21 protein-coding genes are annotated in these 25,937 nt (G+C 61.2%); 13 read left to right on the top strand and 8 right to left on the bottom strand.

The genetic code is table 11. The annotated features are described in order from the left end of the window. Positions 1-18: 18 nt before the first annotated feature. From ampC to betI, 4 genes are all read right to left on the bottom strand, one after another. Positions 19-1,191: a class C beta-lactamase gene (ampC, locus tag RW095_RS22355; RefSeq protein ID WP_317018426.1), complete on the bottom strand. Its 1,173-nt coding sequence runs from the start codon at positions 1,189-1,191 to the stop codon at positions 19-21. 157 nt (positions 1,192-1,348) lie between these two features. Next, positions 1,349-3,034: a choline dehydrogenase gene (gene betA / locus RW095_RS22350; RefSeq protein ID WP_317018425.1), complete on the bottom strand. Its 1,686-nt coding sequence runs from the start codon at positions 3,032-3,034 to the stop codon at positions 1,349-1,351. An 11-nt stretch (positions 3,035-3,045) separates the two neighbouring features. Continuing rightward, the gene (gene betB, locus RW095_RS22345) at positions 3,046-4,515 is read right to left on the bottom strand and encodes a betaine-aldehyde dehydrogenase (RefSeq protein ID WP_317018423.1); all 1,470 of its coding nucleotides are present in this window, start codon (positions 4,513-4,515) and stop codon (positions 3,046-3,048) included. Positions 4,516-4,566: 51 nt separating this feature from the next. Beyond that, on the bottom strand, positions 4,567-5,154 hold the full coding sequence (gene betI, locus RW095_RS22340) for a transcriptional regulator BetI (protein ID WP_317018421.1): 588 nt from the start codon (positions 5,152-5,154) through the stop codon (positions 4,567-4,569). 241 nt (positions 5,155-5,395) lie between these two features. On the opposite strand from betI, the gene fdhA reads away from it, so the two are divergent. Beyond that, complete coding sequence (fdhA, locus tag RW095_RS22335) at positions 5,396-6,595, top strand: formaldehyde dehydrogenase, glutathione-independent (protein WP_317018420.1); 1,200 nt, start codon at positions 5,396-5,398, stop codon at positions 6,593-6,595. Between the two features lie 97 nt (positions 6,596-6,692). Here fdhA and RW095_RS22330 read toward each other — a convergent pair whose 3' ends face one another. Further along, positions 6,693-7,688: a GlxA family transcriptional regulator gene (locus RW095_RS22330; RefSeq protein WP_317018419.1), complete on the bottom strand. Its 996-nt coding sequence runs from the start codon at positions 7,686-7,688 to the stop codon at positions 6,693-6,695. Positions 7,689-8,220: 532 nt separating this feature from the next. On the opposite strand from RW095_RS22330, the gene RW095_RS22325 reads away from it, so the two are divergent. From RW095_RS22325 to RW095_RS22280, 10 genes are all read left to right on the top strand, one after another. Beyond that, complete coding sequence (locus tag RW095_RS22325) at positions 8,221-9,495, top strand: serine hydroxymethyltransferase (RefSeq protein ID WP_317018418.1); 1,275 nt, start codon at positions 8,221-8,223, stop codon at positions 9,493-9,495. 18 nt (positions 9,496-9,513) lie between these two features. After that, positions 9,514-10,485, top strand: a complete 972-nt coding sequence (locus RW095_RS22320; RefSeq protein ID WP_317018416.1) for a dipeptidase — start codon at positions 9,514-9,516, stop codon at positions 10,483-10,485. Between the two features lie 53 nt (positions 10,486-10,538). Continuing rightward, the gene (locus RW095_RS22315) at positions 10,539-11,075 is read left to right on the top strand and encodes a DUF5943 domain-containing protein (RefSeq protein WP_317018415.1); all 537 of its coding nucleotides are present in this window, start codon (positions 10,539-10,541) and stop codon (positions 11,073-11,075) included. A 34-nt stretch (positions 11,076-11,109) separates the two neighbouring features. Further along, a complete protein-coding gene (locus tag RW095_RS22310) occupies positions 11,110-13,173 on the top strand; it encodes an NADH:flavin oxidoreductase (protein WP_317018413.1) in 2,064 nt (687 codons plus the stop codon). A gap of 2 nt (positions 13,174-13,175) precedes the next feature. Further along, positions 13,176-15,089 carry a (Fe-S)-binding protein gene (locus RW095_RS22305; RefSeq protein ID WP_317018411.1) on the top strand — a complete coding sequence of 638 codons (1,914 nt, stop codon included), beginning with the start codon at positions 13,176-13,178 and terminating at the stop codon, positions 15,087-15,089. A 4-nt stretch (positions 15,090-15,093) separates the two neighbouring features. Beyond that, positions 15,094-16,263, top strand: coding sequence for an electron transfer flavoprotein subunit alpha/FixB family protein (locus tag RW095_RS22300; RefSeq protein ID WP_317018410.1), 1,170 nt, complete (start codon positions 15,094-15,096; stop codon positions 16,261-16,263). Then, a complete protein-coding gene (locus RW095_RS22295; protein WP_317018408.1) occupies positions 16,260-17,036 on the top strand; it encodes an electron transfer flavoprotein subunit beta/FixA family protein in 777 nt (258 codons plus the stop codon). Before RW095_RS22300 ends, RW095_RS22295 begins: the two co-directional genes overlap by 4 nt. 73 nt (positions 17,037-17,109) lie before the next feature. Beyond that, positions 17,110-18,414, top strand: a complete 1,305-nt coding sequence (locus RW095_RS22290) for an aromatic ring-hydroxylating oxygenase subunit alpha (RefSeq protein WP_317018407.1) — start codon at positions 17,110-17,112, stop codon at positions 18,412-18,414. A gap of 33 nt (positions 18,415-18,447) precedes the next feature. Then, positions 18,448-19,701 (top strand): hybrid-cluster NAD(P)-dependent oxidoreductase, encoded by a 1,254-nt coding sequence (locus RW095_RS22285; protein ID WP_317018405.1) that lies wholly within the window; start codon positions 18,448-18,450, stop codon positions 19,699-19,701. Between the two features lie 167 nt (positions 19,702-19,868). Next, positions 19,869-20,726: a glycine betaine ABC transporter substrate-binding protein gene (locus RW095_RS22280; RefSeq protein WP_317018403.1), complete on the top strand. Its 858-nt coding sequence runs from the start codon at positions 19,869-19,871 to the stop codon at positions 20,724-20,726. Positions 20,727-20,796: 70 nt separating this feature from the next. On the opposite strand, the gene purU is transcribed toward RW095_RS22280, so the two are convergent. Continuing rightward, positions 20,797-21,672, bottom strand: a complete 876-nt coding sequence (gene purU, locus RW095_RS22275; RefSeq protein WP_317018402.1) for a formyltetrahydrofolate deformylase — start codon at positions 21,670-21,672, stop codon at positions 20,797-20,799. A gap of 125 nt (positions 21,673-21,797) precedes the next feature. Beyond that, positions 21,798-22,712, bottom strand: coding sequence for a choline sulfate utilization transcriptional regulator (locus tag RW095_RS22270; RefSeq protein ID WP_317018400.1), 915 nt, complete (start codon positions 22,710-22,712; stop codon positions 21,798-21,800). Between the two features lie 833 nt (positions 22,713-23,545). Here RW095_RS22270 and RW095_RS22265 point away from each other — a divergent pair. Next, positions 23,546-23,860: a hypothetical protein gene (locus tag RW095_RS22265; protein ID WP_317018399.1), complete on the top strand. Its 315-nt coding sequence runs from the start codon at positions 23,546-23,548 to the stop codon at positions 23,858-23,860. A gap of 52 nt (positions 23,861-23,912) precedes the next feature. Here the strand turns inward: RW095_RS22265 and RW095_RS22260 are convergent, their stop codons facing one another. Then, complete coding sequence (locus RW095_RS22260; protein ID WP_317018397.1) at positions 23,913-24,602, bottom strand: hypothetical protein; 690 nt, start codon at positions 24,600-24,602, stop codon at positions 23,913-23,915. 858 nt (positions 24,603-25,460) lie between these two features. Between RW095_RS22260 and RW095_RS22255 the strand changes: the two genes are divergently transcribed. Further along, positions 25,461-25,937, top strand: coding sequence for a hypothetical protein (locus RW095_RS22255; protein ID WP_317018396.1), 477 nt, complete (start codon positions 25,461-25,463; stop codon positions 25,935-25,937).

Here is a 25,937-nt window from a genome sequence, read left to right as displayed (position 1 = left end):
CGATCGCTCCTCTCCGGCCTACGGTGCGCTCGCGGCGAGTGCCGACATGATCCGATACGCCGCGCTTACACGCTCCTCGATGGGGAAGTTCCTGTTGGCGAGCAACACGACGCCCACGCGTTTCTGCGGAACGAAGGCGACGTATGTGCCGAAACCATTCGTCGAACCGGTCTTGTTGATCCACACATTCTGCTGCGGCGGCAGCGGCGGATCGATCACAGCGGCCGGTGTCGGAGTGACCGCCATGGCGGGCGCGTTGCCTTCATGCAAGGTGGAGAGCGCGACAGGATACGCGTATTGCTCCCATATCAGGTCTTGTGTCAGCACGCCGGCCTTGAAGTAGCCAGTGTGCGTGGCCGTAATCGCGTGCTGAAGCTTGTTGTTCACGTCGATCAGGTTCATGTTCGCCTGAACGAAACGGACCATGTCGGCGGCGGTGGTTCTTACGCCATACGCTTCGTCGGCGAGAACGCCGCCTTTCATGCGGACCGGTGCGCCGTCCCTGGTGTAGCCCTGCGCGTAGTCGCGCATTTTCGCCGCGGGAACGTCGATATAGCTGCTCGTCATGCCGAGCGCGGGAAACATGTGCCGCTCGATCAGCGACGCAAAGTCCTGGCCCATGCTTTTCGCGGTAATCAGACCAAGCGTGCCAATGCCGGGATTCGCATACGTGCGGTAAGTGCCGGGCGCGTAGGCGGGCTTCCATGCGTTGAAGTACTGCAATAACTGCGCGTTGTCGTGAATATCGTCGGGCACCTGAAGCGGTAGGCCGCCGGGCGTGTGCGTGCCCAGGTTCAGAAGGCTCACCTTGCCGAACGCGCTGCCTTGCAATGACGGCAAATATTTCTCCGTCTCGTCCGACAGCTTCAGTTGACCGTCGAGTTGCGCATAGGCGGCGAGCGTCGCGGTAAACGTCTTGCTGACAGAACCGATTTCGAACAGCGTGCGTTGCGTGACAGGCTTGCCTGTCTGGAGCGACGCCACGCCGTAGTCGAACACATACGTTTTGCCGTTCGCGATCACCCCGACCGCCATGCCCGGCACATGGTATTTCGCCATCAGCGGCTCGATTGCCGAGTCCACTACAGTTTTGATCGCGCCTTCGGTGTCGTTGGCTGCATGGCTTGTCGGTGCGATCGCGCTCAGCGCGAAGACGGCGGTCGCCATCATGCACACGGCTTTTAGCTTCATATCCAGCGTTTCCTTGAATTGTTATCGACGGGTGTGCTGACGCAGCACTATCCGGCTTTCGCGGAGCGCTGACAATCGAGGATAACTTGCGAGAGGGTCAAGAAAAAGTTATGGGCGGGGAGAGTTCCCCGCCTGGGCAGACACCGAAATCCGGAAGTCAGAGGGTCGCTCGTTCGCGCTTCCTGGCAGGCGCGCCATTCGCAACGAAGTAAGGTGTGTCCACGTGCGCCAACGGCTCGCGCCCACGAATGCGGTCCGCGATCTTTTCGGCCAGCATGATGGTCGGCGCGTTCAGATTGCCCGTGGTGATGAGTGGCATGATCGACGCATCGACCACGCGCAGCGCTTCCATACCGTGCACGCGGCCCTCGTTGTCCACCACGGCCATGTCGTCGTAACCCATCTTGCACGAGCACGAAGGATGAAACGCTGTCTCGGCCCGCGCCCTCACGAAGGTGTCGAGTTGCGAGTCGGTGGTCAACTCGGCGCCCGGATTCAGCTCGCGTCCACGATAACGAGCCAGCGCCGGCTGCCGCAAGATCTCGCGCGTAATGCGGATGCCGTCGCGGAACTCGCGCCAGTCAAGCGGATCGGCCATGTAGTTGAAGAGAATGCTCGGGTGTGCGGCGGGATCGCGCGAGGTGAGCTTCACGCGGCCGCGGCTCGGCGAACGCATCGAGCCGACGTGCGCCTGGAAGCCATGCATTTTGATCGCATTCGAGCCGTTGTAATTGATCGCAACCGGCAGAAAGTGATACTGGATGTTGGGCCACAAATCGTCGTCGCGTGTACGGATAAAGCCGCCTGCTTCAAACTGATTGCTCGCGCCGATGCCCGTGCCGTTGAGCATCCATTCGAGTCCGATGGCCGGCTGGTTCCACCATTGCAGCGCAGGGTAGAGCGAGACGGGCTCCTTGCACTCGTACTGGATGTACATCTCCAGATGGTCCTGCAAGTTTTCGCCGACGCCCGGCAGATCGTGAACAACGGGTATGTCGAGTTCACCCAGCCACGTGGAGCGGCCCACCCCGGAGCGTTGCAACAATTGCGGCGATGCGATCGCGCCGCTGCATACCAGTACTTCGCGGCGCGCGTGGGCATTAACCGTCGCGCCGTTGTGCAGATACGCGACGCCAACCGCGCGTTTGCCGGAGAACAGCACGCGATCGCTCAGCGCATGCGTGACGATAGTCAGGTTCGCACGCCCCTTGGCGCGATCCAGATAGCCGCGCGCGGTGCTCGCGCGCCGGCCGTTGGGCGTGACCGTGCGATCCATCGGACCAAAGCCTTCTTGCTGATAGCCGTTCAGATCGTCGGTGCGCGGAAAGCCGGCCTCTACGCCGGCCTCGACCATCGCCGCGAAAAGCGGGTTATTGCCGGGCTTGCTGGTGGTCACGTGCACGGGACCGTCGCCGCCGTGATAGGCGTTCGGACCCGCGTCGCGTGTTTCGGCTTTGCGAAAATAGGGCAGGCAGTCCAGATAGGTCCAGTTTTCCAGACCGCGCCGCGTGGCCCAACCATCGTAGTCGAGCGCATTGCCGCGGATATAGCACATGCCGTTGATCAGCGACGACCCGCCAAGTCCCTTGCCGCGGCCGCACTCCATGCGACGGTTGTTCATGTGCGGCTCGGGGTCCGTCTCATACGCCCAGTTGTAGCGGCGCCCTTGCAACGGATAGGCGAGCGCGGCGGGCATCTGCGTGCGGAAATCGAAGCGGTAGTCGGGGCCGCCTGCTTCGAGCAGCAGCACCGTAACGTCGGCGTCTTCGGTGAGACGCGACGCCAGCACGTTGCCCGCCGAACCCGCGCCGACGACGATATAGTCGTATTCGTTCGAAGTCATGGCTGCGCTCCTCAAAATACCGGTTGATACGGACCGAGCTCGACCTGCACGGACTTGATGCGCGTGTAGTGCTCGAGCGTAGTGATGCCGTTCTCGCGGCCCACGCCCGATTGCTTGTAGCCGCCCACGGGCATTTCGGCGGGCGACTCGCCCCATGTGTTGATCCAGCAAATGCCGGCTTCGAGCCGATGAATCACGCGATGCGCGCGCGCCAGACTTTCGGTGACGACACCGGCGGCGAGCCCATAGGCGGTGCGGTTCGCGCGCTCGATGGCTTCGTCTTCGTCGTCGAATACCAGAATGCTCATGACCGGGCCGAAGATTTCCTCGCGCACGATGCGCATGTCGTCATGGCACCCGGTGAACACAGTTGGCTCGACGTATTGGCCCTGGCCGAAATGACCTTCGCTGAGGCGCTTGCCGCCTGCGATCAGCCGGGCGCCTTCCTGCACGCCGCTATCGATATAGCTGAGCACCTTGCGCAATTGCGCGGCGCTAACAAGCGGGCCGAAATTGGTGGAGGCGTCGCCAGGCGCACCCACGCGGATGCGCTTCACACGCTCCAGCACCAACGCTTCAAAGCGTTCGAGCACACTGCGTTGCACGAACACGCGCGTGCCGTTCGTGCAGACCTGGCCCGAGCTGAAGAAGTTGGCGCTCATTGCGATGTCGGCGGCACGTTCCAGATTCGCGTCGTCGAAAACGAGCAGTGGAGATTTGCCGCCGAGTTCCATCGTCACTTCTTTCAACGACGACGCGCCCGCCATCGACATCACCTTCTTGCCGGTTTCCACTCCGCCCGTGAACGAGATTTTCTCGATGTCCGGATGCGCGGCGAGCATCGCACCCACGCGGCCGTCGCCTTGCACGACATTGAACACGCCTGCCGGCACGCCGGCCTCGGTGTAAATCTCGGCGAGTTTCAAAGCCGACAGCGGCGTGACTTCGCTCGGCTTGAAGATCATCGCGTTGCCCGCGGCGAGCGCGGGCGCCGACTTCCAGCACGCGATCTGAATCGGATAATTCCATGCGCCAATGCCCGCGCATACGCCGAGCGGCTCGCGTCGCGTGTACACGAACGACGACGGCCGCAACGGAATCTGCTGACCTTCTATAGCGGTCGCAAGGCCCGCGTAGTACTCGATCACGTCCGCGCCGGTGACGATGTCCACGGCCTGCGTTTCCGCGATCGGCTTGCCTGTGTCGCGCGTTTCGAGTGCGGCAAGTTCGTCGTTACGCTCGCGCAGAATGTCGACCGCGCGACGCAGAATCCGTGAACGTTGCATGCCCGTGAGCGCGGCCCACTCGCGCTGACCGTCACGCGCGGATTGCACGGTGCGGTCCACGTCCGCGGCACTCGCCTGCTGGACGGTGGCGAGTGTTTCGCCGTTGGCGGGATCGACGGTGTCGAAAGTTTCTCCGCCGGTCGCGTCCGTATAGGCGCCGCCGATATAGAGACGTTGCGTTGCGAATACCGCCATGACTTGCTCCTTTGTAAAGATATCGCTGGTTCCTGCGTGGCAGATATACGCTTATTCGCGCGACGCCAGCACCAGGTCGATGTATTCGTTTGCCACACGTAGCGCCGCTTTGGTGTCGAACGGTTCGCCCGACAGCGCGCCGCGCAGCCACAGTCCGTCGATCAGCGCAGCGAGCCCGCTCGCCGCCCGCCGCGCGGCAGCGCGTGGCATCGCTTTCGCAAAATCGGCGCACAGGTTCGAGTTCAGGCGCCGCGTGTTCACGTATTGCAGCCGGCGCAGTTGCGGCTTGTGCATGCTCTCGGACCAGAACGCGAGCCACGTCTTCATGACGGGCGCGCTGGTTTGCTCGGCATCGAAGTTGGCGGCGACCACCGCTCGCAGCCTGGAACGCGGGTCGGCCTTTGCCGCGCGGCGCCGGCGTGACGTGGCCTGCCACAAATCGCGCAGCACGTGCCGCATGGTGGCTTCGAGCAAGCCGTCCTTGTCGCCGAAATAGTGGCTGACGATGCCGGTGGAAATGCTTGCGCGCTGGGCGACCGATGCCAGCGTGGCGCCCGCGAGACCGGTCTGGTCGATGGTGAGCAACGTGGCGTCGATCAATTGGGCGCGGCGAATCTCGCGCATTCCGAGCTTGGGCATGGTGATGGTGTGAAGATTGGACGACTCGCAGCGAGCTGCTTCTACCGCAGGTTCAGTCGGCGCATGGTAGTTTTTTTATATTGAACGGTCAATTAATAAAAACGTGCGGTTCCGGCAATGTCGGTTACAGCCAAACCCATGTCGCGTTCCATGCAGGTGATTGCTTGCAGCGGGCGCTACGCTCGTTGAACGGCGCGTGGCGCACAAGCCGCGCGTCCCTCACAAGACACGGAGACATTCAATGAGCAGCAATCGCGGCGTCGTATATCTCGGGCAGGGCAAGGTGGAAGTGCAATCGATCGACTATCCGAAGATGGTCGATCCACGTGGCCGCGCGATCGGCCATGGCGTGATCCTGAAGGTGGTCAGCACGAATATCTGCGGCTCCGACCAGCACATGGTGCGCGGCCGCACGACTGCGGAGGTGGGCCTCGTGCTCGGCCACGAGATTACCGGCGAGGTGATCGAAGTGGGTCGCGACGTCGAGACGCTGAGCATCGGCGATCTGGTCTCGGTACCGTTCAACGTGGCTTGCGGACGCTGCCCGACCTGCAAGTCGCAGCACACGGGCGTATGCCTGAACGTCAATCCGTCACGCGCGGGCGGCGCTTACGGATATGTGGACATGGGCGGCTGGATCGGCGGACAGGCCGAGTACGTGCTGGTGCCGTACGCCGACTTCAACCTGCTGAAATTCCCCGATCGCGCGCAGGCCATGTCGAAGATCCGCGACCTCACCTGTCTGTCCGACATTCTGCCGACCGGTTATCACGGCGCAGTCATGGCGGGCGTGAAGCCGGGTGCGACCGTCTACATTGCAGGCGCGGGGCCGGTCGGCATGGCGGCGGCCGCGTCGGCGCGTCTGCTGGGCGCGGCCTGCACGATTGTCGGCGACATGAACGAGGAGCGCCTCGCGCATGCGCGCAAGATGGGCTTCGAGACTGTCGACCTGTCGAAAGACGCGACGCTTGGCGAGCAGATCGAACAGATTCTCGGCAAGCCGGAAGTGGATTGCGCGGTGGACTGCGTAGGCTTCGAGGCGCACGGCCATGGAAGCAGCGGCTCGCACGAGGAAGCGCCGGCCACGGTACTGAACTCGCTGATGGAAATCACGCGCGCAGCAGGCGCGATCGGCATTCCGGGCCTCTACGTGACCGACGATCCGGGTGCCGTCGACGCGGCCGCTCGCAAGGGTAGTTTGAGCATCCGCTTCGGGCTCGGTTGGGCCAAGTCGCACTCGTTCCATACGGGCCAAACACCGGTGATGAGATACAACCACAACCTCATGCAGGCGATTTTGTGGGACCGCTTGCCGATTGCCGACATCGTCAACGTGACCGTGGTGTCGCTCGATCAGGCGCCTGATGGTTACCGTCAATTCGATGGCGGCGCACCTCGCAAATTCGTTATCGATCCGCACGGCTTGCTGAAGGCGGCGTGAGCATCGCAGAAAAAAATGAGAGGCTGCCAATAGAGAAACGCGTTGAACGGATCTCCGTTCAACGCGTTTTTATTTGACGCTGGCGAGTACTTGCTGCTCAGGCCGCCATGACCGGTGACGGAGACAGCGAAGGAGATTGCTTGCGACGTTCGCGCGTGGGCGCGGTGCCGAATGCATCGCGATAGCTTTTCGAAAAGTGGCAGGCGGACTGAAAACCGCAAGCCATTGTGATGTTCATGATCGACATATCGGTTTGCAACAGCAGTTCTCGCGCGCGCCGCAAACGCAGCGTCAGATAGTAATGCGTGGGCGTCATCCCGAGATGCTCGCGGAAAAGGCGCTGCAACTGCCGTTGCGACATGCCGGCGAGTCTTGCCAGTTCCTCGCGTGACAGCGGTTCCTCAATGTTGTTCTCCATCAGCGAGATCACTTCGAACAGCGACTTGTTGGCCGAACCGAGCCGCGCGACCAGCGGCATTTTTTGTTGCGCGCTCGTATCGCGCACATGTTCGACGATGAACTGCTCGGCGATCTGCGTCACACGCGCGGTGCCGACGCGCGGAGCGATCAGGTTCAGCATCATGTCGAGCGGCGCGACACCGCCTGTGCATGTCACACGGTCGCGATCGATCACGAACAGTTCTTTCAGAAAACGCGTATCGGGGAATTCTTCTTTGAGCGCCGACATGTTCTCCCAGTGAATCGCACAGGCGTAGCCCGCGAGCAACCCTGCACGCGCGAGCGCATATGTGCCCGTGCACAGGCTGCCGAGTACGCAGCCCATGCGGGCGAAGCGGCGCAATGCGGACAAGTGGGCCGGCGTGGTCGCGTGTTGCACGTCGATGCCGCCGATCACGAACACGATATCCGGCTGGCCGACGCATTCGACGGGACCCGTATCGACAGACAAGCCATTGCTTGCCGCCACCGGTCCGCCCTCGGGACTCACGATCGACCAGCGATAAAGCGTCTGTCCCGTCAGGTAGTTCGCCATGCGCAGCACTTCGATCGCGTTGGTGAACGCGATCATCGTGAAGTTCGGAACGGGCATGAAGGCGAAATGCGACAGTGACGCCGTGCGATCGGTGGACATGTGAGGAGTGATTCCTTGGAATCTATAGTGTCGCGTCGCCGTGGGCAGCGGCGACTCCTGCAATTTTGCTGACTAGCGCAACTACCATGCCATCAGGCTAAACCCTTGGTTGTCACCGTCGATGCCCGGCACGCTCGGAAAACAGCACCACAACGGCACCACAGCGGCACCACAGCGGCACTACCGACGCTAAAAACGCGCACCTTAACCGCGCACTGCGTTCAGCTGCAGTGCTGGATTCCATGCGCAACGAACGATCGTTCGACGTGTCGATGCCCGCGCGAGCGTCCTGACCCAGGGTACTCACCGACGCGCCCGTCACGACATTGGCAGACTCGCCCGGGCGACTTGTCGAAAAAGGTCGCTCATGGCGGAAAAGGCAAAGAACGCGTCTGAATTCATAAATTGACGCGCGATGCAAGCGTCAAGAATAGACGCAATGCAAGCCGGTAGCAGCAGGGCGCAAGCGCCGCACAAGCTAAGCCTCAGCGCGGCTTCCGGGCCTTCCTGTCAACGATTCCACGGACCTTCCATGTCGAACCCGAATCCTTTCTTCGAAGAATCGCTCGCCGCGCGCGATCAGGCGGTGCGCGGCGCTATTTTGAAAGAGCTCGAGCGCCAGCAGTCGCAAGTCGAACTGATCGCGTCGGAAAACATCGTGTCGCGCGCGGTGCTCGAAGCGCAAGGCTCGGTGCTGACCAACAAATATGCGGAAGGTTATCCGGGCAAGCGTTACTACGGCGGCTGCGAATACGTCGACGAAATCGAGACCCTCGCGCTCGAACGCATCAAGCAATTGTTCAACGCCAAATTCGCCAACGTGCAGCCGCATTCCGGCGCGCAGGCAAACGGTGCGGTCATGCTCGCGCTGGTGAAGCCAGGCGACACGGTGCTCGGCATGTCGCTCGACGCGGGCGGGCACCTCACGCATGGCGCCAAGCCGGCCATGTCGGGCAAGTGGTTCAACGCGGTGCAGTACGGCGTCAGCCGCGACACGCTGCTGATCGACTACGAGCAGATCGAGGACCTCGCGCAGCAGCATAAACCCGCGCTGCTGATCGCTGGCTTCTCGGCGTATCCGCGCGCGCTGGATTTCAAGCGGCTGCGCGCGATTGCCGACAGCGTCGGTGCGAAGCTGATGGTGGATATGGCGCACATCGCCGGGGTGATCGCGGCGGGACGTCACGCAAACCCCGTCGAGCATGCGCATGTAGTGACGTCCACCACGCACAAGACGTTGCGCGGTCCGCGCGGCGGCTTTGTGCTGACGAATGACGAAGACATCGCGAAGAAGATCAACTCCGCTGTGTTCCCAGGCTTGCAAGGCGGCCCGCTGATGCATGTGATCGCGGGCAAGGCCGTTGCGTTCGGCGAGGCGTTGCAGCCCGGCTTCAGGACCTACATCGACAACGTGCTTGCCAACGCACAGGCACTCGGCGAAGTGCTGAAGGCGGGCGGCGTGGATCTCGTGACGGGCGGCACCGACAACCATCTGCTGCTGGTCGATTTGCGGCCGAAGGGCCTCAAGGGCAATCAGGTCGAGCAGGCGCTGGAGCGCGCAGGCATCACGTGCAACAAGAACGGCATTCCCTTCGACACGGAGAAGCCGACGATCACCTCGGGCGTGCGCCTCGGCACACCGGCGGGCACGACGCGCGGCTTCGGCGTGAACGAGTTCCGCGACGTGGGCCAGTTGATCGTCGAAGTGCTCGATTCGCTGCGCGACCACCCCGAAGGCCATGCGGCCACCGAACAACGCGTGCGCCGCGAGATTTTCGCGCTGTGCGAGCGCTTCCCCATCTACTGAGAACACCTGGAGCACACGATGAGCAATCTGCACGAAAACAGCATCATCATCGACGGTCTGAACATTTCCAAGTTCGAGCGCTCGGTGTTCGAAGATATGCGCAAGGGTGGTGTGACCGCGGTGAACTGCACGGTGTCGGTGTGGGAGAGCTTCCAGAAAACGGTCGATAACATCGCCGAAATGAAGCAGCAGATCCGCGAGTATGGCGAGATCCTCACGCTCGTGCGCACGACCGACGACATCTTCCGCGCGAAGAAGGAGAACAAGACGGGCATCATTTTCGGCTTTCAGAACGCGCATGCATTCGAGGATAACCTCGGCTATATCGAGGCATTCAAAGATCTCGGTGTGAACGTGGTACAGCTTTGCTACAACACGCAGAACCTGGTCGGCACCGGTTGCTATGAGCGCGACGGCGGTCTGTCGGGTTATGGCCGTGAAGTGATCCAGGAGATGAATCGCGTCGGCATCATGGTCGATCTTTCCCATGTCGGCGGAAAAACTTCGTCGGAAGCGATCGCGGCGTCGAAAAAGCCGGTGTGCTATTCGCATTGCTGCCCGTCGGGGCTCAAAGAGCACCCGCGCAACAAGAGCGACGAACAACTGAAGGAGATCGCCGACGCCGGCGGTTTTGTCGGCGTGACCATGTTCGCGCCGTTCCTGAAGCGCGGTCCGGACGCGACCGTCGAAGACTATATCGAGGCAATCGAGTACGTGGTGAATCTGATCGGCGAAGATCAGGTCGGCATCGGCACGGACTTCACGCAAGGCTACAGCACGGAGTTCTTCGACTGGATCACGCACGACAAGGGCCGTTATCGCCAGTTGACGAACTTCGGCAAGGTCGTGAATCCGGAAGGCATCCGCACGATTGGCGAGTTCCCGAACCTGACCGCCGCGATGGAGCGCGCGGGCTGGAGCGAGACGCGCATCAAGAAGATCATGGGTGAAAACTGGGTTCGGGTATTCGGCGAAGTGTGGAAGGTCTGAGCGTCACGCGCGTAGAGCCTGAGATTCGCCCCATAAAACAAGGAGTCTTCCACATGCAACCCCAACTGCCCATCGACGTCGATGCCAACACCGGCGTCTGGACCACCGACGCGCTGCCGATGCTGTACGTGCCGCGCCATTTCTTCACGAACAACCATACCGCCGTTGAAGAAGCGCTCGGCATAGACACCTACGCCGAGATTCTCTACAAGGCGGGCTACAAGTCCGCGTACTTCTGGTGCGACAAGGAAGCCAGGCAGCACGGCATCGCCGGCATGGCCGTGTTCGAGCACTACCTGAAGCGGCTTTCGCAACGCGGCTGGGGCATCTTCACGATCACGGAAAGCGATCCTTCCACGTCGCATGCACGTATCGAGCTGCATCACTCGTCGTTCGTACTCGCGCAGCCGGGCAAGGTCGGAAAACTCTGCTACATGTTTGCCGGCTGGTTCGCGGGCGCAATGGACTGGGTCAACGACACGGCACCCGATTCGCAACGCAAGGGTCCGCCTTCGCAATCGAAAGAAGCGCGATGCGCGGCGGAAGGCCACGACCATTGCGTGTTCGAAGTGTCGCCGCTCGCGGCATAGCACTAGAAGTCATATTATTCCGAGGTCGATCGCGATGCGTTACCCGAACCTTTTCAAGCCTCTCACGCTGAACAAGCTGACTTTGCGCAACCGCATTGTCAGCACTGCGCATGCGGAGGTGTATGCGGAACCCGGCGGGCTGCCCGGCGACCGGTATATCCGTTACTACGAAGAAAAGGCCAAGGGTGGCGTGGGTCTCGCCGTATGCGGCGGTTCGAGCCCGGTCTCGATCGACAGTCCGCAAGGCTGGTGGAAGTCGGTGAATCTGTCGACCGACAAGATCATCGATCCGCTGTCGCGGCTCGCGGAAGCCATGCACACGCACGGCGCGAAGATCATGATTCAGGCCACGCACATGGGCCGTCGCTCGGCGTTTCATGGCGAGCACTGGCCGCATCTGATGTCGCCTTCGGGCGTGCGTGAGCCGGTGCATCGCGGCAACGCAAAGATCATTGAAGTGGAAGAGATTCGCCGCATTATCACTGACTTCGCGGCTGCCGCGAAACGCGTGAAAGATGCGGGCATGGACGGCGTTGAAATCTCGGCGGCGCACCAGCATCTGATCGACCAGTTCTGGAGCCCGCGCACCAATTTCCGTACCGACGAATGGGGCGGCTCGCTGGAAAACCGCCTGCGCTTCGGCGTTGAAGTATTAAAGGCCGTGCGTGAAGCAGTGGGCCCCGATTTCTGCGTGGGCTTGCGCATGTGCGGCGACGAGTTTCATGAAGACGGGCTCGATCACGAGCAACTGAAAGAGATCGCTCAGGCAATGAGCGAAAGCGGCCTGATCGATTATCTCGGCGTGATCGGCTCCGGTGCGGATACGCACAACACGCTCGCCAACTGCATGCCCCCGATGGCGCTGCCGCCCGAGCCTTTCGTGCATCTCGCAGCCGGCATCAAGTCGGTGGTGAAAGTCCCGGTCATGCACGCGCAAAGTATCCGCGACGCGGGCCAGGCCGAGCGTCTGCTCGCGAGCGGCATGGTCGATCTGGTCGGCATGACGCGCGCGCAGATTGCCGACCCGCATATGGTCATCAAGATTCGCGATGGCCGCGAGGACGAAATCAAGCAATGCGTGGGCGCGAACTATTGCATCGACCGTCAGTACAACGGGCTCGACGTGCTGTGCGTGCAGAACGCCGCGACCTCGCGCGAAGCGACCATGCCGCATGTGATCGCGCGCACGAACGGGCCGAAGCGCAAGGTCGTCGTGGTCGGCGCGGGTCCCGCGGGACTCGAAGCGGCGCGGGTCGCGAAGTCGCGCGGTCATGACGTGGTGCTGTTCGAGAAGAACGACTATGTGGGCGGCCAGATCATGCTCGCGGCAAAGGCGCCGCAGCGTGAGCAGATGGCGGGCATCGTCCGCTGGTTCGATATGGAGACGAAGCGCCTGGGCGTGGATCGCCGTCTCGGTGTCGCGGCCGACGATAAAACCATCATGGCCGAGAAACCGGACATCGTCGTGCTTGCCACAGGTGGCTCTTCCTTCACGTCGCAAGTCGCGGCATGGGGTGTCGACGAAGGTCTTGCGGTGAGTTCGTGGGACGTGCTCTCGGGCAAGGTCGAACCCGGCAAGAACGTACTCGTATACGACGGCGTCAGCACGCACGCCGGCGCCGGAGTCGCCGACTTCATCTCGAGCCGCGGCTCGAATGTGGAGATCGTCACGCCCGACGTGAAAGTGGCCGACGACGTAGGCGGCACCACGTTCCCGATTTTCTATCGACGCCTCTATGCGCAGGGCGTGGTCCACACACCGAATTACTGGCTCGACAAAGTGTACGAGGAAGACGGCAAGAAGATCGCCGTGATCCGCAACGAGTATACGGAGGAGCAGGAAGAGCGCGCGGTCGATCAGGTCGTGATCGAGAACGGCAGCACGCCGAACGACGAGTTGTACTGGAAGCTCAAGCCGGAGTCGCTCAATCGCGGGCAGGTCGACGTGCATAAGCTCTTTGCGTCCGAGCCGCAGCCGTCGCTTTCCGAAGAACTCGGCAATGGCCGCTTCCTGCTGTTTCGCGTCGGCGACTGCATCTCCATGCACAACATTCACGGCGCGATTTACGACGCGCTGCGCCTTTGCAAGGACTTCTGACGATGAGCCCCGTGTCTGTCATCACCGTGCTGTTGTGGTTGTCGATGGCGGGTCTGGCTTTCGCGCTCGCGAAGCGCGCCGCATATTGGCGCGTGGGTCGCGCAACGGCGGCGGGCGCGTACGGCTGGGCGAATCTGCTGTCGATTCCGAAACGCTACTTCGTCGATCTGCATCATGTGGTCGCGCGCGATCCGTACATTGCGAAAACGCACGTGGCGACTGCCGGCGGGGCGATCCTCGCGATGGCGCTCGTGTTCGTCAACTACGGTCTCGCGATCTACTCGCCGTGGCTCGACAAGCTGATCTTTCTGGCCGCGCTCGTGATGCTGGTCGGCGCAGTTTTCGTATGGCGTCGCCGGCATGGTGCGAAGGCGGTACCCGCGCGACTCTCGCGCGGACCCTGGGATCATCTGCCGTTGCTGCTTGGGTCGTTCGCGCTCGGTCTCGTGTTGTTCATCGCACTGCCGGCCGCGGCGATGTCGGGTGCGCTCGCGATCATCGTCGCGCTGCTGATCGCGGTGGGCGCGTTCACGATGACATTCGGCGCCGCGCGTGGTGGTCCAATGAAACATGCGCTCGCGGGTCTGTTGCATCTCGCGTTTCATCCGCGCCAGGAGCGCTTTGCCGAGCGTAACGATCGCGACGTGGTGCCGCCGACGGCATTGAAGGCGCCGCTGCTCGACGCGAAAGAATACGGCGTGGGCAAGCCCGTGGAGTTTCGCTGGAACCAGTTGCTCAGTTTCGACGCATGCGTGCAGTGCGGCAAATGCGAGGCAGCGTGTCCCGCATTCGCCGCCGGCCAACCGCTCAATCCGAAGAAGCTCATTCAGGATCTGGTGACGGGCATGGTGGGGGGCACGGACGCCGAATACGCAGGCAGTCCGACGCCGGGCATTCCGGTCGGCAAGCATGGCGGTGCGCCTGGCAAGCCGCTGATTTCCAGCCTGATCGAAGCAGAAACGCTGTGGTCGTGCACGACCTGCCGCGCTTGCGTGCAGGAGTGCCCGATGCTGATCGAGCACGTGGACGCCATCGTGGATATGCGCCGCAACCAGACGCTCGTCGAAGGCATGGTGCCGGGCAAGGGGCCGATCACGCTCGCGAATCTGCGCGAAACGGGCAGCTCGAATGGTTACGACATCGGCGCGCGTTATGACTGGGCGGTCGATTTGCAAGTGCAAGTAGCGCAGCCTGGGCGGCGCGTGGGTGTGCTGCTGATCGCGGGCGAAGGCGCATTCGACATGCGCTATCAACGCACGCTGCGCGCGCTCGTCAAGGTGCTCAACCGCGCGGGTGTCGACTATGCGGTGCTTGGCGGCGTCGAAACCGACACGGGCGACACGGCCCGGCGTCTCGGCGACGAAGCCACGTTCCAGCAACTCGCGAAGAAGTTGATCGGCACGCTCTCGCAGTACTCGTTCGGCAAGATCGTCACCTCCGACCCGCACGTGCTGCACAGCTTGCGCAACGAGTATCGCGCGTTGGGCGGCTTCTATGAAGTGCAGCATCACACCTCGCTGATCGATGAACTGGTTGCGAGCGGCAAGCTGTCGCCGCGTGCGCTCGCCGCCTACGCGGATAGCAAGATCACGTATCACGATCCGTGCTACCTGGGCCGCTACAACGGCGAGACCGAGGCGCCGCGCCGCGTGCTGAAGAGTATTGGCATCAAGGTTGTCGAAATGGAGCGCCACGGCATGCGTGGACGTTGCTGCGGTGGCGGCGGCGGTGCCCCGTTGACCGACATTCCGGGCAAGCGGCGCATTCCTGACATTCGTATCGACGACGCACGCGGCATCGGCGCCGAGATTGTCGCCGTGGGCTGCCCGAATTGCACCGCGATGCTCGAAGGCGTGGTCGGGCCGCGTCCTGAAGTGCTGGACGTCGCTGAACTGGTTGCAGCAGCGCTGGAGTAACGCGATGAACACAATCAAACGAATCGATCCGCGCCGACCGTTCACGATCACAGTAGACGGACTCAGACGCATCACCCTGGGCGCGACTGGCGTGGCGGGCGCAATGGATTTCACCGCCGCGGGCGCCGCGCATCGTGAACAGCCGAAGCCGCGCCGCACGAGCGGCACGCCGCAACATGTGATGCTGGTGGCGGCGCACGCGGACCGCGGCGCGCTCGACGATCACGCGCGCCAGACGCTCGCCGCTGCCGCATTGATCGCCGATGCCACCACCGAGGTCGTGCTGCTGGTATTCGGCGAATTCACGGGCGACGCCGCCGCACTCGGCGCTGACAAGCTGATCGAGTTGCCTGCGTTCGATCGACGCCATTTCGCGCCGGCCGACGAATTGAATGCGCTCGCCGCGTGCGTCGCGGCTTATGCGCCTGTGCACCTGTTCCTGCCCGACAACGCGATCGGCGACGGCGATCTTGGCCGTCGCTATGCGGCGGCGGCCAATGCAAGCGTCGCGACACACGTCGTCGAAATCGATGCGTCTCACGTGGCCGCTTATGTGCACGCGAACACCGCGTTCGCTTCATGTGCGCTGCCGGAAGTGATATTGCTTGCGTCGAATGCGGTCGATCCGAAGCTGCCGTTCGTCGGCGCAGGAGAGCGAGTCGCGTGGCGTTTCGATGGCGAACCTACTGCCACGAAGGGCATCGTGCGTGACCTCGGCATCGAGGACATGGACGCGGCGCAGCTCGCACTCGAAGAAGCCGACTTCATCGTCTCCGCGGGCAACGGCGTCAGCGATGTGCCTGCGTTCGAGCGTCTCGCGGCGACGCTCGGCGCGGCGATCGGTGCAAGCCGCGTTGCAGTCGACGACGGCAAGTTCACACGCGACAAGCAGATTGGCGCGACCGGCAAGACCGTTGAAGCGAGCGTGTATATCGCATTCGGCATATCCGGCGCCGTGCAGCATTTGCAAGGCATCAAGGATTGCCGGCATGTGATCGCGGTGAACCTCGACGCGAGCGCGCCCATTGCGAAGCGCGCGAACCTGACTGTGATCGCGGATGCGCAGGAAACTATCGCGGCACTCAATGACGCGGCTGCCGCGGCGCGCACGGCTCGCGGCACGAGTGCTGCATTACTGAATTCGAAGGCTGTAGCGGAAGGAGTGCTCGCATGAAAATCGCCGTACTGGTTTCCGTGGGCCGGCATCCGGTGAGCGGTGTCGCGCGCTATAGCCGTAACGACGCGGCCGCGCTGACGCTCGCTTTGACGCTTGCAAAGCAGCACGCTGCGACGCTCGACGTGCTGCATGCGGGCGACCCTGCGAATCCCGCGCTGCAGGAATATCTCGCGCTCGGCGCGCGCTCGGTCGAAGTGCTTGCCGTTCCCGACGCAGACGGATCGCAAGCCGATGGCGCAGCGCTGCTTGCCGCGCGTCTGTCCGGCTACGATCTCGTGCTGACCGGCACGCGCGCCGAAGGCGCTTTCGACAGCGGCATGCTGCCGTATCGGGTGGCGAATGCGCTGGACATTCCGCTCGTCGGCGCGGCTGTCGATATTGTCTTGAAGGACGGTTGCGCACAAGTCCGGCAATTCATGCCCAAGGGTTTGCGCCGCCGTGTCGAAGTGCAGTTGCCCGCACTGATCGCCGTGCATCCGATGGCAAACGCAACGCCGACCTATGCCTATGCACGGCTGCGCGAAGGGACCATTCACGCGCTCGCCTGTGGGGCAGCCGGCCACGCGACGGATATGGCCTGGACCATTCGCCCGGCGAGCGCCAAGCCCGTGCGTCTCGCCGCGGCCGAAAAGCGCTCGGGCCACGCCCGGATGCTCTCCGCAACCACGACGGAAAGCCGCGGCGGAAGCGTCGTAATTGAAGGGAGTTCCGTCGAAAAAGCACAAGTGATTCTGGCGTATTTGCGCGAGCATCAACTCGTGGATTACTGATTTCCGGTTCAGGCGAACAAGCGGCCAGGAGGGCCTGGCGCGGCGCCAGACGTGACACGCAACGGAGCACACAATGAAAGTTTCCGCAGACGTTCGCGCAATGATCGAACGCCGCAAAAAGAATTACACGCTGGAAGCGCCGTTCTACACGAGCGAGGAAATTTTCGCGCTCGACATGGACGCGATCTTCCGTCAACACTGGATTCAGGTCGCGGTTGAACCGGATGTGCCCGAACCGGGCGACTACATCACGGTGGAAATCGGCCACGATTCCGTTCTGATCGTACGCGACGACGACATGCAGGTGCGGGCGTTTCACAACGTGTGCCGTCATCGCGGCGCACGCCTGTGCAATACCGACAAGGGTTCGCTCGGCAATATCGTCTGCCCGTATCACAGCTGGACGTATAACCTGAACGGCGATCTGATGTTCGCCGAGCACATGGGCGACCAGTTCGACCGCTGCAAGCACAGCTTGAAGAGAGTCCACGTCGAGAACCTCGCGGGACTCATTTTTATCTGTCTCGCCGACAATCCGCCCGCTGACTTTTCCGTCATGCGCGCGGCAATGGAGCCGTACCTCGCGCCGCATCAGCTGGCCGGCTGCAAGATCGCCGCGTCGATCGACATTATCGAGGAAGGCAACTGGAAGCTTACGATGGAGAACAATCGCGAGTGCTATCACTGCGTCGCGAATCATCCTGAGCTGACCATTTCGCTTTACGAATACGGTTTCGGCTATCAGCGCACACCGGCTAACGAAGAAGGCATGGCCGCTTTCGAAGAGACGGTTGCGCGCCGCACCGCGCAATGGGAAGCAATGAAGCTGCCGTCGGCGGAAATCGACCGGCTCGCCGATCTCGTTACCGGTTTTCGCACGCAACGTCTGCCGCTTGATCGCGACGGCGAATCGCAGACCTTGGACGCGAAAGTGGCGTCAAAGAAATTGCTCGGCGGCTTTGAGCAGGCCGATCTTGGCGGTTTGTCTTTCTGGACGCAGCCGAATTCATGGCATCACTTCATGAGCGATCACATTGTGAGTTTCTCGGTGATTCCGCTTTCGGCCGGCAAAACGCTCGTGCGCACGAAATGGCTCGTGCACAAGGACGCACGCGAAGGTATCGACTACGACGTCAACAACCTGACGGCCGTATGGCGCGCAACCAACGATCAGGACCGCGCGCTCGTTGAATACTCGCAACGCGGCGCAACCAGCAGCGCCTATGAGCCGGGTCCGTATTCGCCGTTCACAGAGGGTCTCGTGGAGAAGTTCTGCGACTGGTACATCGGCCGTATTGCAGATTACAGCAATGCGCCGCAGACGCACGATGCCGAGCCGTCCGCATTCGGCGAAAAAGTCGTGTCCTTCAAGCGCTGAGCGCACGAGCGCAACCAGGAGCGGGAGAAAACAATGATGCGCGATCATGCGACGTTTCAGCTCGGCACCGAGCCGGCATCGCAATATGCAACAAGCCGTGTTACGCAGCCGCGCTTCTGGGACACGCTGCCCGCGCGATGGAACAGCGATGTCGACGACACACTGGTGTGCTGCCATGTGCGTCAGGAAACGCATGACGTGAAGAGTTTTTTCTTCCGCGCGCCGGGCGAACGGACCTTCGTGTTCGAGCCGGGACAGTTCATCACGCTAGAACTGGATATCGATGGCGAGTCGATCAACCGTTGCTATACGATCTCCTCGCCGCCTACGCGTCCGCACACCATCTCCATTACGGTGAAGCGTGTGCCGGGCGGCAAAGTGTCGAACTGGCTGCACGACAATCTGCAGGCGGGCGGCGAAGTTCGCGTGCTGGGGCCCGCGGGCGAATTCACGTGCGCCCGTCATCCCGCGCGCAAGCTGCTGTTTCTGTCGGCAGGTTCAGGCATTACGCCGCTGATGTCGATGAGTCGCGCGCATCATGAACTCGGCGAGGACAGCGACATTGTCTTCGTGCACAGCGCCCGCACGCCCGACGACATTATCTTCGCGCGCGAACTCGACCTGATCGCGTCAAATCACGCGCATTTTCGTACTGCATTCGTTTGCGAGCGCGTCGGCGCGCGCACAAACTGGCCAGGTGTGACGGGTTTTCTGACGTTGCCCTTACTCAAGCTGATTGCACCGGACTTTCTCGAACGCGAGATCTTCACTTGCGGGCCCGCGCCGTACATGCAAGCAGTACGCAACCTGCTGGACGAGGGCGGTTTCGACCGTGGCCATTATCATGAGGAAAGCTTTTCGTTCGGCACGCTCAGCGAACTCGCCGCGCAATTGACTACCGTGCATGTCGCGGAGGTGTTGCAAAACGCGGCCGAGCCTGCGACAGTCGAGAGCTTCGTGGAAGCCCGGGAACAGGCACCGGCTTTCGAGCCGGCTGCCGCGCCCGGTATGGCCGAAGTGGAAACGCGCTACAAAGTCAGCTTCACTAAAAGCAACCGTGAGATCGAATGCGGCAGCGGCCAGCATGTGCTGGATGCCGCGAAAAAAGCGGGTGTGCGCCTGCCAGCATCGTGCACACAGGGCATGTGCGGAACCTGCAAGGTGAAGCTGGTATCGGGCGAGGTGGCGATGAAGCACGCGGGCGGCATTCGTCAGCGGGAAATCGATCAAGGCATGGTGCTGCTCTGTTGCAGCAAGCCGCTCACCGATCTCGTCGTCGAGAAGTGACTGGCGCCAACGGTCAGGATGAAACTGTCGTGAGTCGCGGCAGCAAGCAGGTGAGCGAGGTCGCGTGCGGACAACTACGTGTCGCAAAACAACGTTACCGGGCAATTCTGGCTGGCGATTCTAAATGCTCATTGGGTTGTTTTTAGACGGCGAAAGGGAGAACGGCGATGAGACTGATCAAAAAGATACTGGTGTTGAGCACCCTGAGCGCGGCGCTGGCGGCAACCAGCGTGAGCGCCCCGGCGGATACGAAACCGACCATCAAGATCGGCTACGTGGAAGGCTGGGACGATAGCGTCGCGACATCCAACGTCGCCGCCCGCGTGATCGAAAAGCGCCTGGGTTACCAGGTACAACTCGTACCGGTTGCAGCGGGTGTGATGTGGCAAGGTGTGGCGCGGGGCGATCTCGACGCGACGCTGTCCGCGTGGCTGCCGGTCACGCACGGCGCGTACTGGAACAACTTTAAGGACAAAGTGGTCGATCTCGGTCCTAATTTCAACGACGCGAAGATCGGTCTTATCGTGCCCGACAATCTCGACGTGAAATCGGTCGGCGACCTGGAAGCGAAAAAGACGGAGTTCGGTTCGCGCATCGTCGGTATCGACGCAGGTGCCGGCGTGATGCAGAAGACCAGCGAGGCAATCAAGGCTTACGGACTCGACTACAAGCTGATGCCGAGCTCGGGCAGCGCGATGACCGCGGAACTGGCGCGATCGGAAGCGGCGAGCAAGCCGATCATCGTGACCGGCTGGAAGCCGCACTGGATGTTCGCGAAGTACAAGCTCAAGTTCCTTGAAGACCCGAAGAAAGTGTTCGGTGAGGCGGAGCACGTGGACAGCGTTGTAAATCCAGAACTGGAAAAGAAGGCGCCGCCCGTTGTCGCGTTCCTGAAGAAGTTTCAGTGGAAGCCGGGTGAGATCGACAGCGTGATGCTCGCCACGCAGAACGGCGAGAAGCCGACCGCCGCCGCAGACGCGTGGATTAGCGCACACGGAGAGCGGGTGGATAGCTGGGTCAAGTAGTCCCGCTTTGGCTGTCTATGCTTCAAGTTCAAGAAACGCCGCTTATTAAAGCGGCGTTTTTCTTTTGCGCTTATTGCAGCACGACAGTTCTATCGCCGTTGATAAACACCCGTCGTTCAGTAAACGCCTTGACCGCGCGAGCGAGCGTAATGCACTCGACGTCGCGTCCGGTGGCGAGCAGGCGCTCCGGACTGTACGAATGATCGACACGCTCGACAACCTGCTCGATGATCGGACCTTCGTCGAGATCGTCGGTCACAAAGTGCGCTGTCGCGCCGATCAGTTTGACGCCGCGCGCATGCGCCTGGTGATAGGGCTTCGCGCCCTTGAAGCCCGGCAAAAACGAATGGTGAATGTTGATCGCGCGCGCAGCGAGTGCACGGCTCGTCTCGCCCGAAAGAATCTGCATGTAGCGCGCGAGGATCATCAATTCGGCGCCGGACGTCTCGAACAGATCGAGCAAACGCGCTTCCTGCTGCGGTTTCGTATCGGCGGTGATCGGCAGATGGTGAAACGGCAACCCGTGTTGCTGCGCGAGCGGTTCGAGATCGCGGTGATTCGAGCCGATGCCGACAATGTCCATCTTGAGCTCGCCCATTCGCCACCGAAATAGCAGATCCGCGAGACAGTGCTCCAGCTTCGACACCATGATGAGTACTTTGGGACGAGTGCTAACGTCGTGCATTGCCCATGTCATACGGAAACGCTCGGCAATCGGCTCGAACTCGCGTTTGAGCGCCGCGATATTTCGCGTCTCGTTCGCATCCACGCCGTGAAAAACGCAGCGCACGAAGAAGCGCTCGCTGAGCTCGTCGTCGAAAACGGTGAGTTCGTCGATATAACAATGATGCCGGTCGAGAAAGCCGACAACGGCGGCAACCTGGCCCGCGGCGCTCGGACACGCGACGGTGAGAACCAGTTGATCAGGACGGGAATCGGCGGACATGCGCTCTCCACATAAACGAAGGGGGATGCCGCGGGGCGCGGCATGCATCGTCGCAGTAGAGCAAATTCACGCGCGGCGCGGATAGAAGCGAATCGCCGTGGCAATGGAACCGGAACGCCAGATAGTTATTCCGCGTCGAGCCCGCATTCGCCGAGCAGCCATTGGCGGAAGGCGTCGACTGCTGCCGTGGCCGCGCGCTGCGTGACCAGCATGTAACCGCGCTCGGTAACCACCGGAGTGTCGAACAGCTCGACGAGTTGGCCGGTCGCAAGCAGTTCGTGGATGAGCGGCGCCCAGCCGAGCGCCACGCCCTGGCCCATGATCGCCGCATGGGCGACGAGGGTGAAGCTGTTGAACGTGATGCCGCGATGCGCTGCGGGCGCAACGAGGCCGTGCGCCGCGAACCAGTCGGCCCACGACAGCCAGCGCGCGGGCTGCGTCGGTTCAAGGTGCAGAAGCGGCAGCGCGAGCAGATCGGACGGCGACATCAGCGGTGGATGTGCCGCGAGAAACGCCGGGCTGCACACCGGCGTCACACGCTCCGGAAAGAGTTTGACCACGCTGCGCGCGTTCCAGTCCGCATGTTCGTCGCCGAATGCAATCGCCACGTCAGCGTGATCGTGCGACGGATGGAACACACTCTGCGACGTGATGATCTTCACGTCGACATCGGGCATCAGCGCCTTGAATTGCGAAAGCCGCGGCATCAGCCAGTAAGTGGCGAAACCGAAATCGGTGGACAGCGTGAGCGTTTGCGGCGTTCGGCGCGCGCGGATTTCGGCGGTGGCATGACGGATGGTGTCGAGCGCAAGACGCACCGCACCGAAAAGCCGCTCGCCGTCTTCGGTGAGCCTGACACCCCGATGACCGCGCTCGAAAAGCGGCGCGCCCAGCGTCTCTTCGAGTTGCACGATGCGCTGGCTCACTGCCGGCTGCGTGGAGCCTAACTCTCGCGCGGCCGCGGTGAAACTCGCGAGACGCGCGGCGGATTCGAACATCGTCAATGCCTGCATTGGCGGCAAGCGGTCCTGCCTCGACATAACGCCCCCTTACCGCAACCTTTTAATAATCAATGACTTAGAGTGGTGTGGTAACGCCTCGTGACTGTACCACAGAGCGGCAAATATTGGGGGCCACGTTCGGGTAAAATCTGACGCCAACAACACAGCAAAGGGCGGGGCGCACCATGCAGAAAATTGTTCAGGACGTAACCTCGCCCGAGTGGTGGTTTTCAGTCGTGGTGGTGGCGCTGCTTGTCGGCGCCTTCACTTCATACTTGGTTCGGTTATTCGACGGAACGGGTAAGCGCTTAGCAAGCGTTTTAGCTGCCCGTTCAGCCGCTGCACTGTCTAAACGAGCGGAACGTGTCTCGTACTACACACGGAATCGTCACTTGATCCCGTTTCTCATCGCATCCACGCTGCGAATGTTTGTGATTGCTACAGGACTGTTCGTTGGCACATTGGCATTCTTGGTCGGGTCCGTTTTCGTTAGCCTCGCGCACCCCGCCGGGGTGCCGGGACTCACTTCTACAGGCAATAACCGCGCTGTACGGCGTCTCAGCGGTTGTGGCGATCTGGCTGGCGTTTACAGTGGTTAGACGCGGCGCGGAGCTTGTGCTTGTGTCGAAGGAGGTAGAGGCGGCACTTGAAAAGCAATCGTAGGCGCTTCAGGGGCCTTCTGCATTTCCCCAATAGCTCCCGCTGGCTAGCCGTTCTCCGGCCTCTCTCAGCTTGCCCTCGTTGCTCTTGATGTAGCGCTTCAAGGCTGATAGGCCCCGTTGCAGGAACTGACGACTAAACGCCAGCTTGCTCGGGCCATTGACCTAACAGCAGAGCGGCAACAATGATGCACCTAACGAGGATGACCACGAATGAACATGCTGGACGTAAGTAACCTTGGATATGACCGGGGCCGCGCCGTTGCCGCTCGCATTGAGGTACCGCAAGAGGGCAAGGAATACGAGGTACTAGGGGAACGCGTAGTAATCAAAGACTTCTTTGATGCTCGTACCGTAATGCTTGACCATGCGACCCGCGCCGAACTCTCCGGCGAGACTGACGTAGTGATTGGTATGTCTGAGTCCGCACTGGCCCGCCGACCTGGATGGACGGAGCATTACCGGCGAGCAGTCGCTAACGGCATCTGTACAGAGGTGGAGGACCGGTTATCGGTGGCCGGGTTCTGATAGACGGGCAGCGTTTGCTGACGAGAGGCGGGACAGGCTTGTCCCGTTTGCTTTATGCCTCCTCCGCAGCTATAGCCGCCGCGCGGCGCTCCCAATAGAGAGCTACTTGCCGTTTCATTCCCTCAGCCGTGTTTAGGTACGCGGTGAATGTCTCTCGGGTAGGCCCATGCTCTGCTAATTCAAATACCGACCGCTGTGCCCGCTCCCGCTCCAGTTGCTCCCTCTGAGCGGCCCATTGCGCCGCCTCCCCAGCCTTTATTGCTCGGAAAATCGCCGCGCCGTTTGCGGCCCTTACGTCCAGTCTGGCAAGCAACGTCTTTATCTCTTTGGGCCTCTTGCCTTTGCTCGCCTCAAACAACCCTATTGCCTTGCGATACTCCGCCGCCGCTTCGTCGGATAGCCTAGCCCACGTGTTAGCGCGCCGGGTTTCAACGCCCCGCAGGTTGCGCAGTCTTTTGTTGCGTGCCGCTAAGTGTGCCTCAAGTCCCGCGCGCGCCCGCTTACCTGCCTCCGCATACGCAAACTTGGTCCGCACTACCGCGCCCTCCGGGACTTGTCGTATGGGTAGGTGCTTATAGGTCTTGCGGGTAACCACGTTCGTAATCACAGCGGGAGCGACCCCGAACAGAGCCGCTAAGCCGTTGGTCCCAAATTTGGTGTGTCCCGGCATGTGGACAACGCGGATAACCAGCACGTCTTCGTCGGCGAGCTTCCTGTCGTTGGTGATTTCAAAAGTATCCATGCACGGGAGTGTATCGCGACCCAACGATTTACACAATTTTCCTTACCGCACGGGCGTTACACGGCGGTTTTCAACTCCAGATTTTCCGGGCGGCTAGCCTGCATTCTTCGCGAGCCTTACGTGACAGGCCGTACAGGCTTTTAAGCGGGTGCTGTAATTTTTGAGGTGCTGACAAGGAGAGAAAGCGCGGGAATTCTACAACGGAGACTAGGACGGCTCGCCGTGGATTTCTACCCCACAGACTTAGAGAAGCACGCACCTCCTGCCCGTGGAAATCTACGGGACAGACTAGTAGAGGTCTGATAAGCGGATGCTACATTACGGCGTACACAGACCCAGAGAAGCACCCGCCCCACAAAGTACATACGGCTTAAGACGCAAGCCGTGTTAAATGCGTCTACCGAAACTTAGGAAACCAAAATGTCATTTACCCGGAAGGGCCTGAAGCCACAAAACCCATATAGCGCGGCATCGCTCCGCGTCCTCAGCACTAAAGTAACCCCGGACTTGCAACGCCGAGTGCGAGAGCTTGCTGTAGCTGATGACTGTACCGCGAGCGTGATCGTTAAAAAAGCGGTCGAGCAATACATTAGAGAACACTATTGAATATGCGGCGATTACTTGCGCGGCTCCGCCGTAAGCGTAAGGCGGTAGCCGATACGCCTCCAGTTCATATTGTCGAATTTTGCGATACACGATACGCGGTGAGCTTTCCTCGCCAGCTTAGACCAACGCGGTACGACTCTGACTCAATAGCGTTCCTGACCGAACCCACTGATAAGCAAGACTGACCTGTACTGATAAACCGCGAAAGCCTAACGCGGATAAATTTAGGCATCCAAAATATAAGGAACAAGCATGAAGATCATTCAAAACCTAATCAACCCGGCACGGCTCCGCGATCAGACCATACATAAGCTGAAACCGCATGAGAACCTTATCCAGTACAGCGCGGAATCTGTGGTCCGAGCGGTAGCTATCTGGCGTGAGGCAAATAGGGCCGCCCTTAACTATTCCGGCCCAACGATGCAGGAGATTAAGCAAAAAATCGCGGCGGCGGACGCACGGGTAGCGACTGCGCAAGCGGCGGCCCGCGCGGCGGAATTGGCCCTTGTCAAAGAGTACGGGGTCATTGACGGTACCGCACCTGCGGACCCGACATTGCAAATTGATATTAGTCTCGTTAATGCTCGACGTGAGGCTATTGCATCGCTTAATCAAGCTCGTACGGCCCGCGAGATTCTTAACGGTGACCTCGTTGCATCTCAGAAGCACGAAGAAGCAAAGAAAGACGCTATCGCTATCCTAGGCGAGCTTATCGGCTTTTCGGCCTAA

Source organism: Paraburkholderia kirstenboschensis (assembly GCF_032806925.1).
Taxonomy (GTDB): Bacteria; Pseudomonadota; Gammaproteobacteria; order Burkholderiales; family Burkholderiaceae; genus Paraburkholderia; species Paraburkholderia kirstenboschensis.
This window is presented reverse-complemented; position numbering and strand designations above follow the sequence as displayed.

Coding starts and splice junctions, on each gene's coding strand:
- ampC (WP_317018426.1), bottom strand. CDS start 1,191: ATGAAGCTAAAAGCCGTGTGCATGATGGCGACCGCCGTCTTCGCGCTG.
- betA (WP_317018425.1), bottom strand. CDS start 3,034: ATGACTTCGAACGAATACGACTATATCGTCGTCGGCGCGGGTTCGGCG.
- betB (WP_317018423.1), bottom strand. CDS start 4,515: ATGGCGGTATTCGCAACGCAACGTCTCTATATCGGCGGCGCCTATACG.
- betI (WP_317018421.1), bottom strand. CDS start 5,154: ATGCCCAAGCTCGGAATGCGCGAGATTCGCCGCGCCCAATTGATCGAC.
- fdhA (WP_317018420.1), top strand. CDS start 5,396: ATGAGCAGCAATCGCGGCGTCGTATATCTCGGGCAGGGCAAGGTGGAA.
- RW095_RS22330 (WP_317018419.1), bottom strand. CDS start 7,688: ATGTCCACCGATCGCACGGCGTCACTGTCGCATTTCGCCTTCATGCCC.
- RW095_RS22325 (WP_317018418.1), top strand. CDS start 8,221: ATGTCGAACCCGAATCCTTTCTTCGAAGAATCGCTCGCCGCGCGCGAT.
- RW095_RS22320 (WP_317018416.1), top strand. CDS start 9,514: ATGAGCAATCTGCACGAAAACAGCATCATCATCGACGGTCTGAACATT.
- RW095_RS22315 (WP_317018415.1), top strand. CDS start 10,539: ATGCAACCCCAACTGCCCATCGACGTCGATGCCAACACCGGCGTCTGG.
- RW095_RS22310 (WP_317018413.1), top strand. CDS start 11,110: ATGCGTTACCCGAACCTTTTCAAGCCTCTCACGCTGAACAAGCTGACT.
- RW095_RS22305 (WP_317018411.1), top strand. CDS start 13,176: ATGAGCCCCGTGTCTGTCATCACCGTGCTGTTGTGGTTGTCGATGGCG.
- RW095_RS22300 (WP_317018410.1), top strand. CDS start 15,094: ATGAACACAATCAAACGAATCGATCCGCGCCGACCGTTCACGATCACA.
- RW095_RS22295 (WP_317018408.1), top strand. CDS start 16,260: ATGAAAATCGCCGTACTGGTTTCCGTGGGCCGGCATCCGGTGAGCGGT.
- RW095_RS22290 (WP_317018407.1), top strand. CDS start 17,110: ATGAAAGTTTCCGCAGACGTTCGCGCAATGATCGAACGCCGCAAAAAG.
- RW095_RS22285 (WP_317018405.1), top strand. CDS start 18,448: ATGATGCGCGATCATGCGACGTTTCAGCTCGGCACCGAGCCGGCATCG.
- RW095_RS22280 (WP_317018403.1), top strand. CDS start 19,869: ATGAGACTGATCAAAAAGATACTGGTGTTGAGCACCCTGAGCGCGGCG.
- purU (WP_317018402.1), bottom strand. CDS start 21,672: ATGTCCGCCGATTCCCGTCCTGATCAACTGGTTCTCACCGTCGCGTGT.
- RW095_RS22270 (WP_317018400.1), bottom strand. CDS start 22,712: ATGTCGAGGCAGGACCGCTTGCCGCCAATGCAGGCATTGACGATGTTC.
- RW095_RS22265 (WP_317018399.1), top strand. CDS start 23,546: ATGAACATGCTGGACGTAAGTAACCTTGGATATGACCGGGGCCGCGCC.
- RW095_RS22260 (WP_317018397.1), bottom strand. CDS start 24,602: ATGGATACTTTTGAAATCACCAACGACAGGAAGCTCGCCGACGAAGAC.
- RW095_RS22255 (WP_317018396.1), top strand. CDS start 25,461: ATGAAGATCATTCAAAACCTAATCAACCCGGCACGGCTCCGCGATCAG.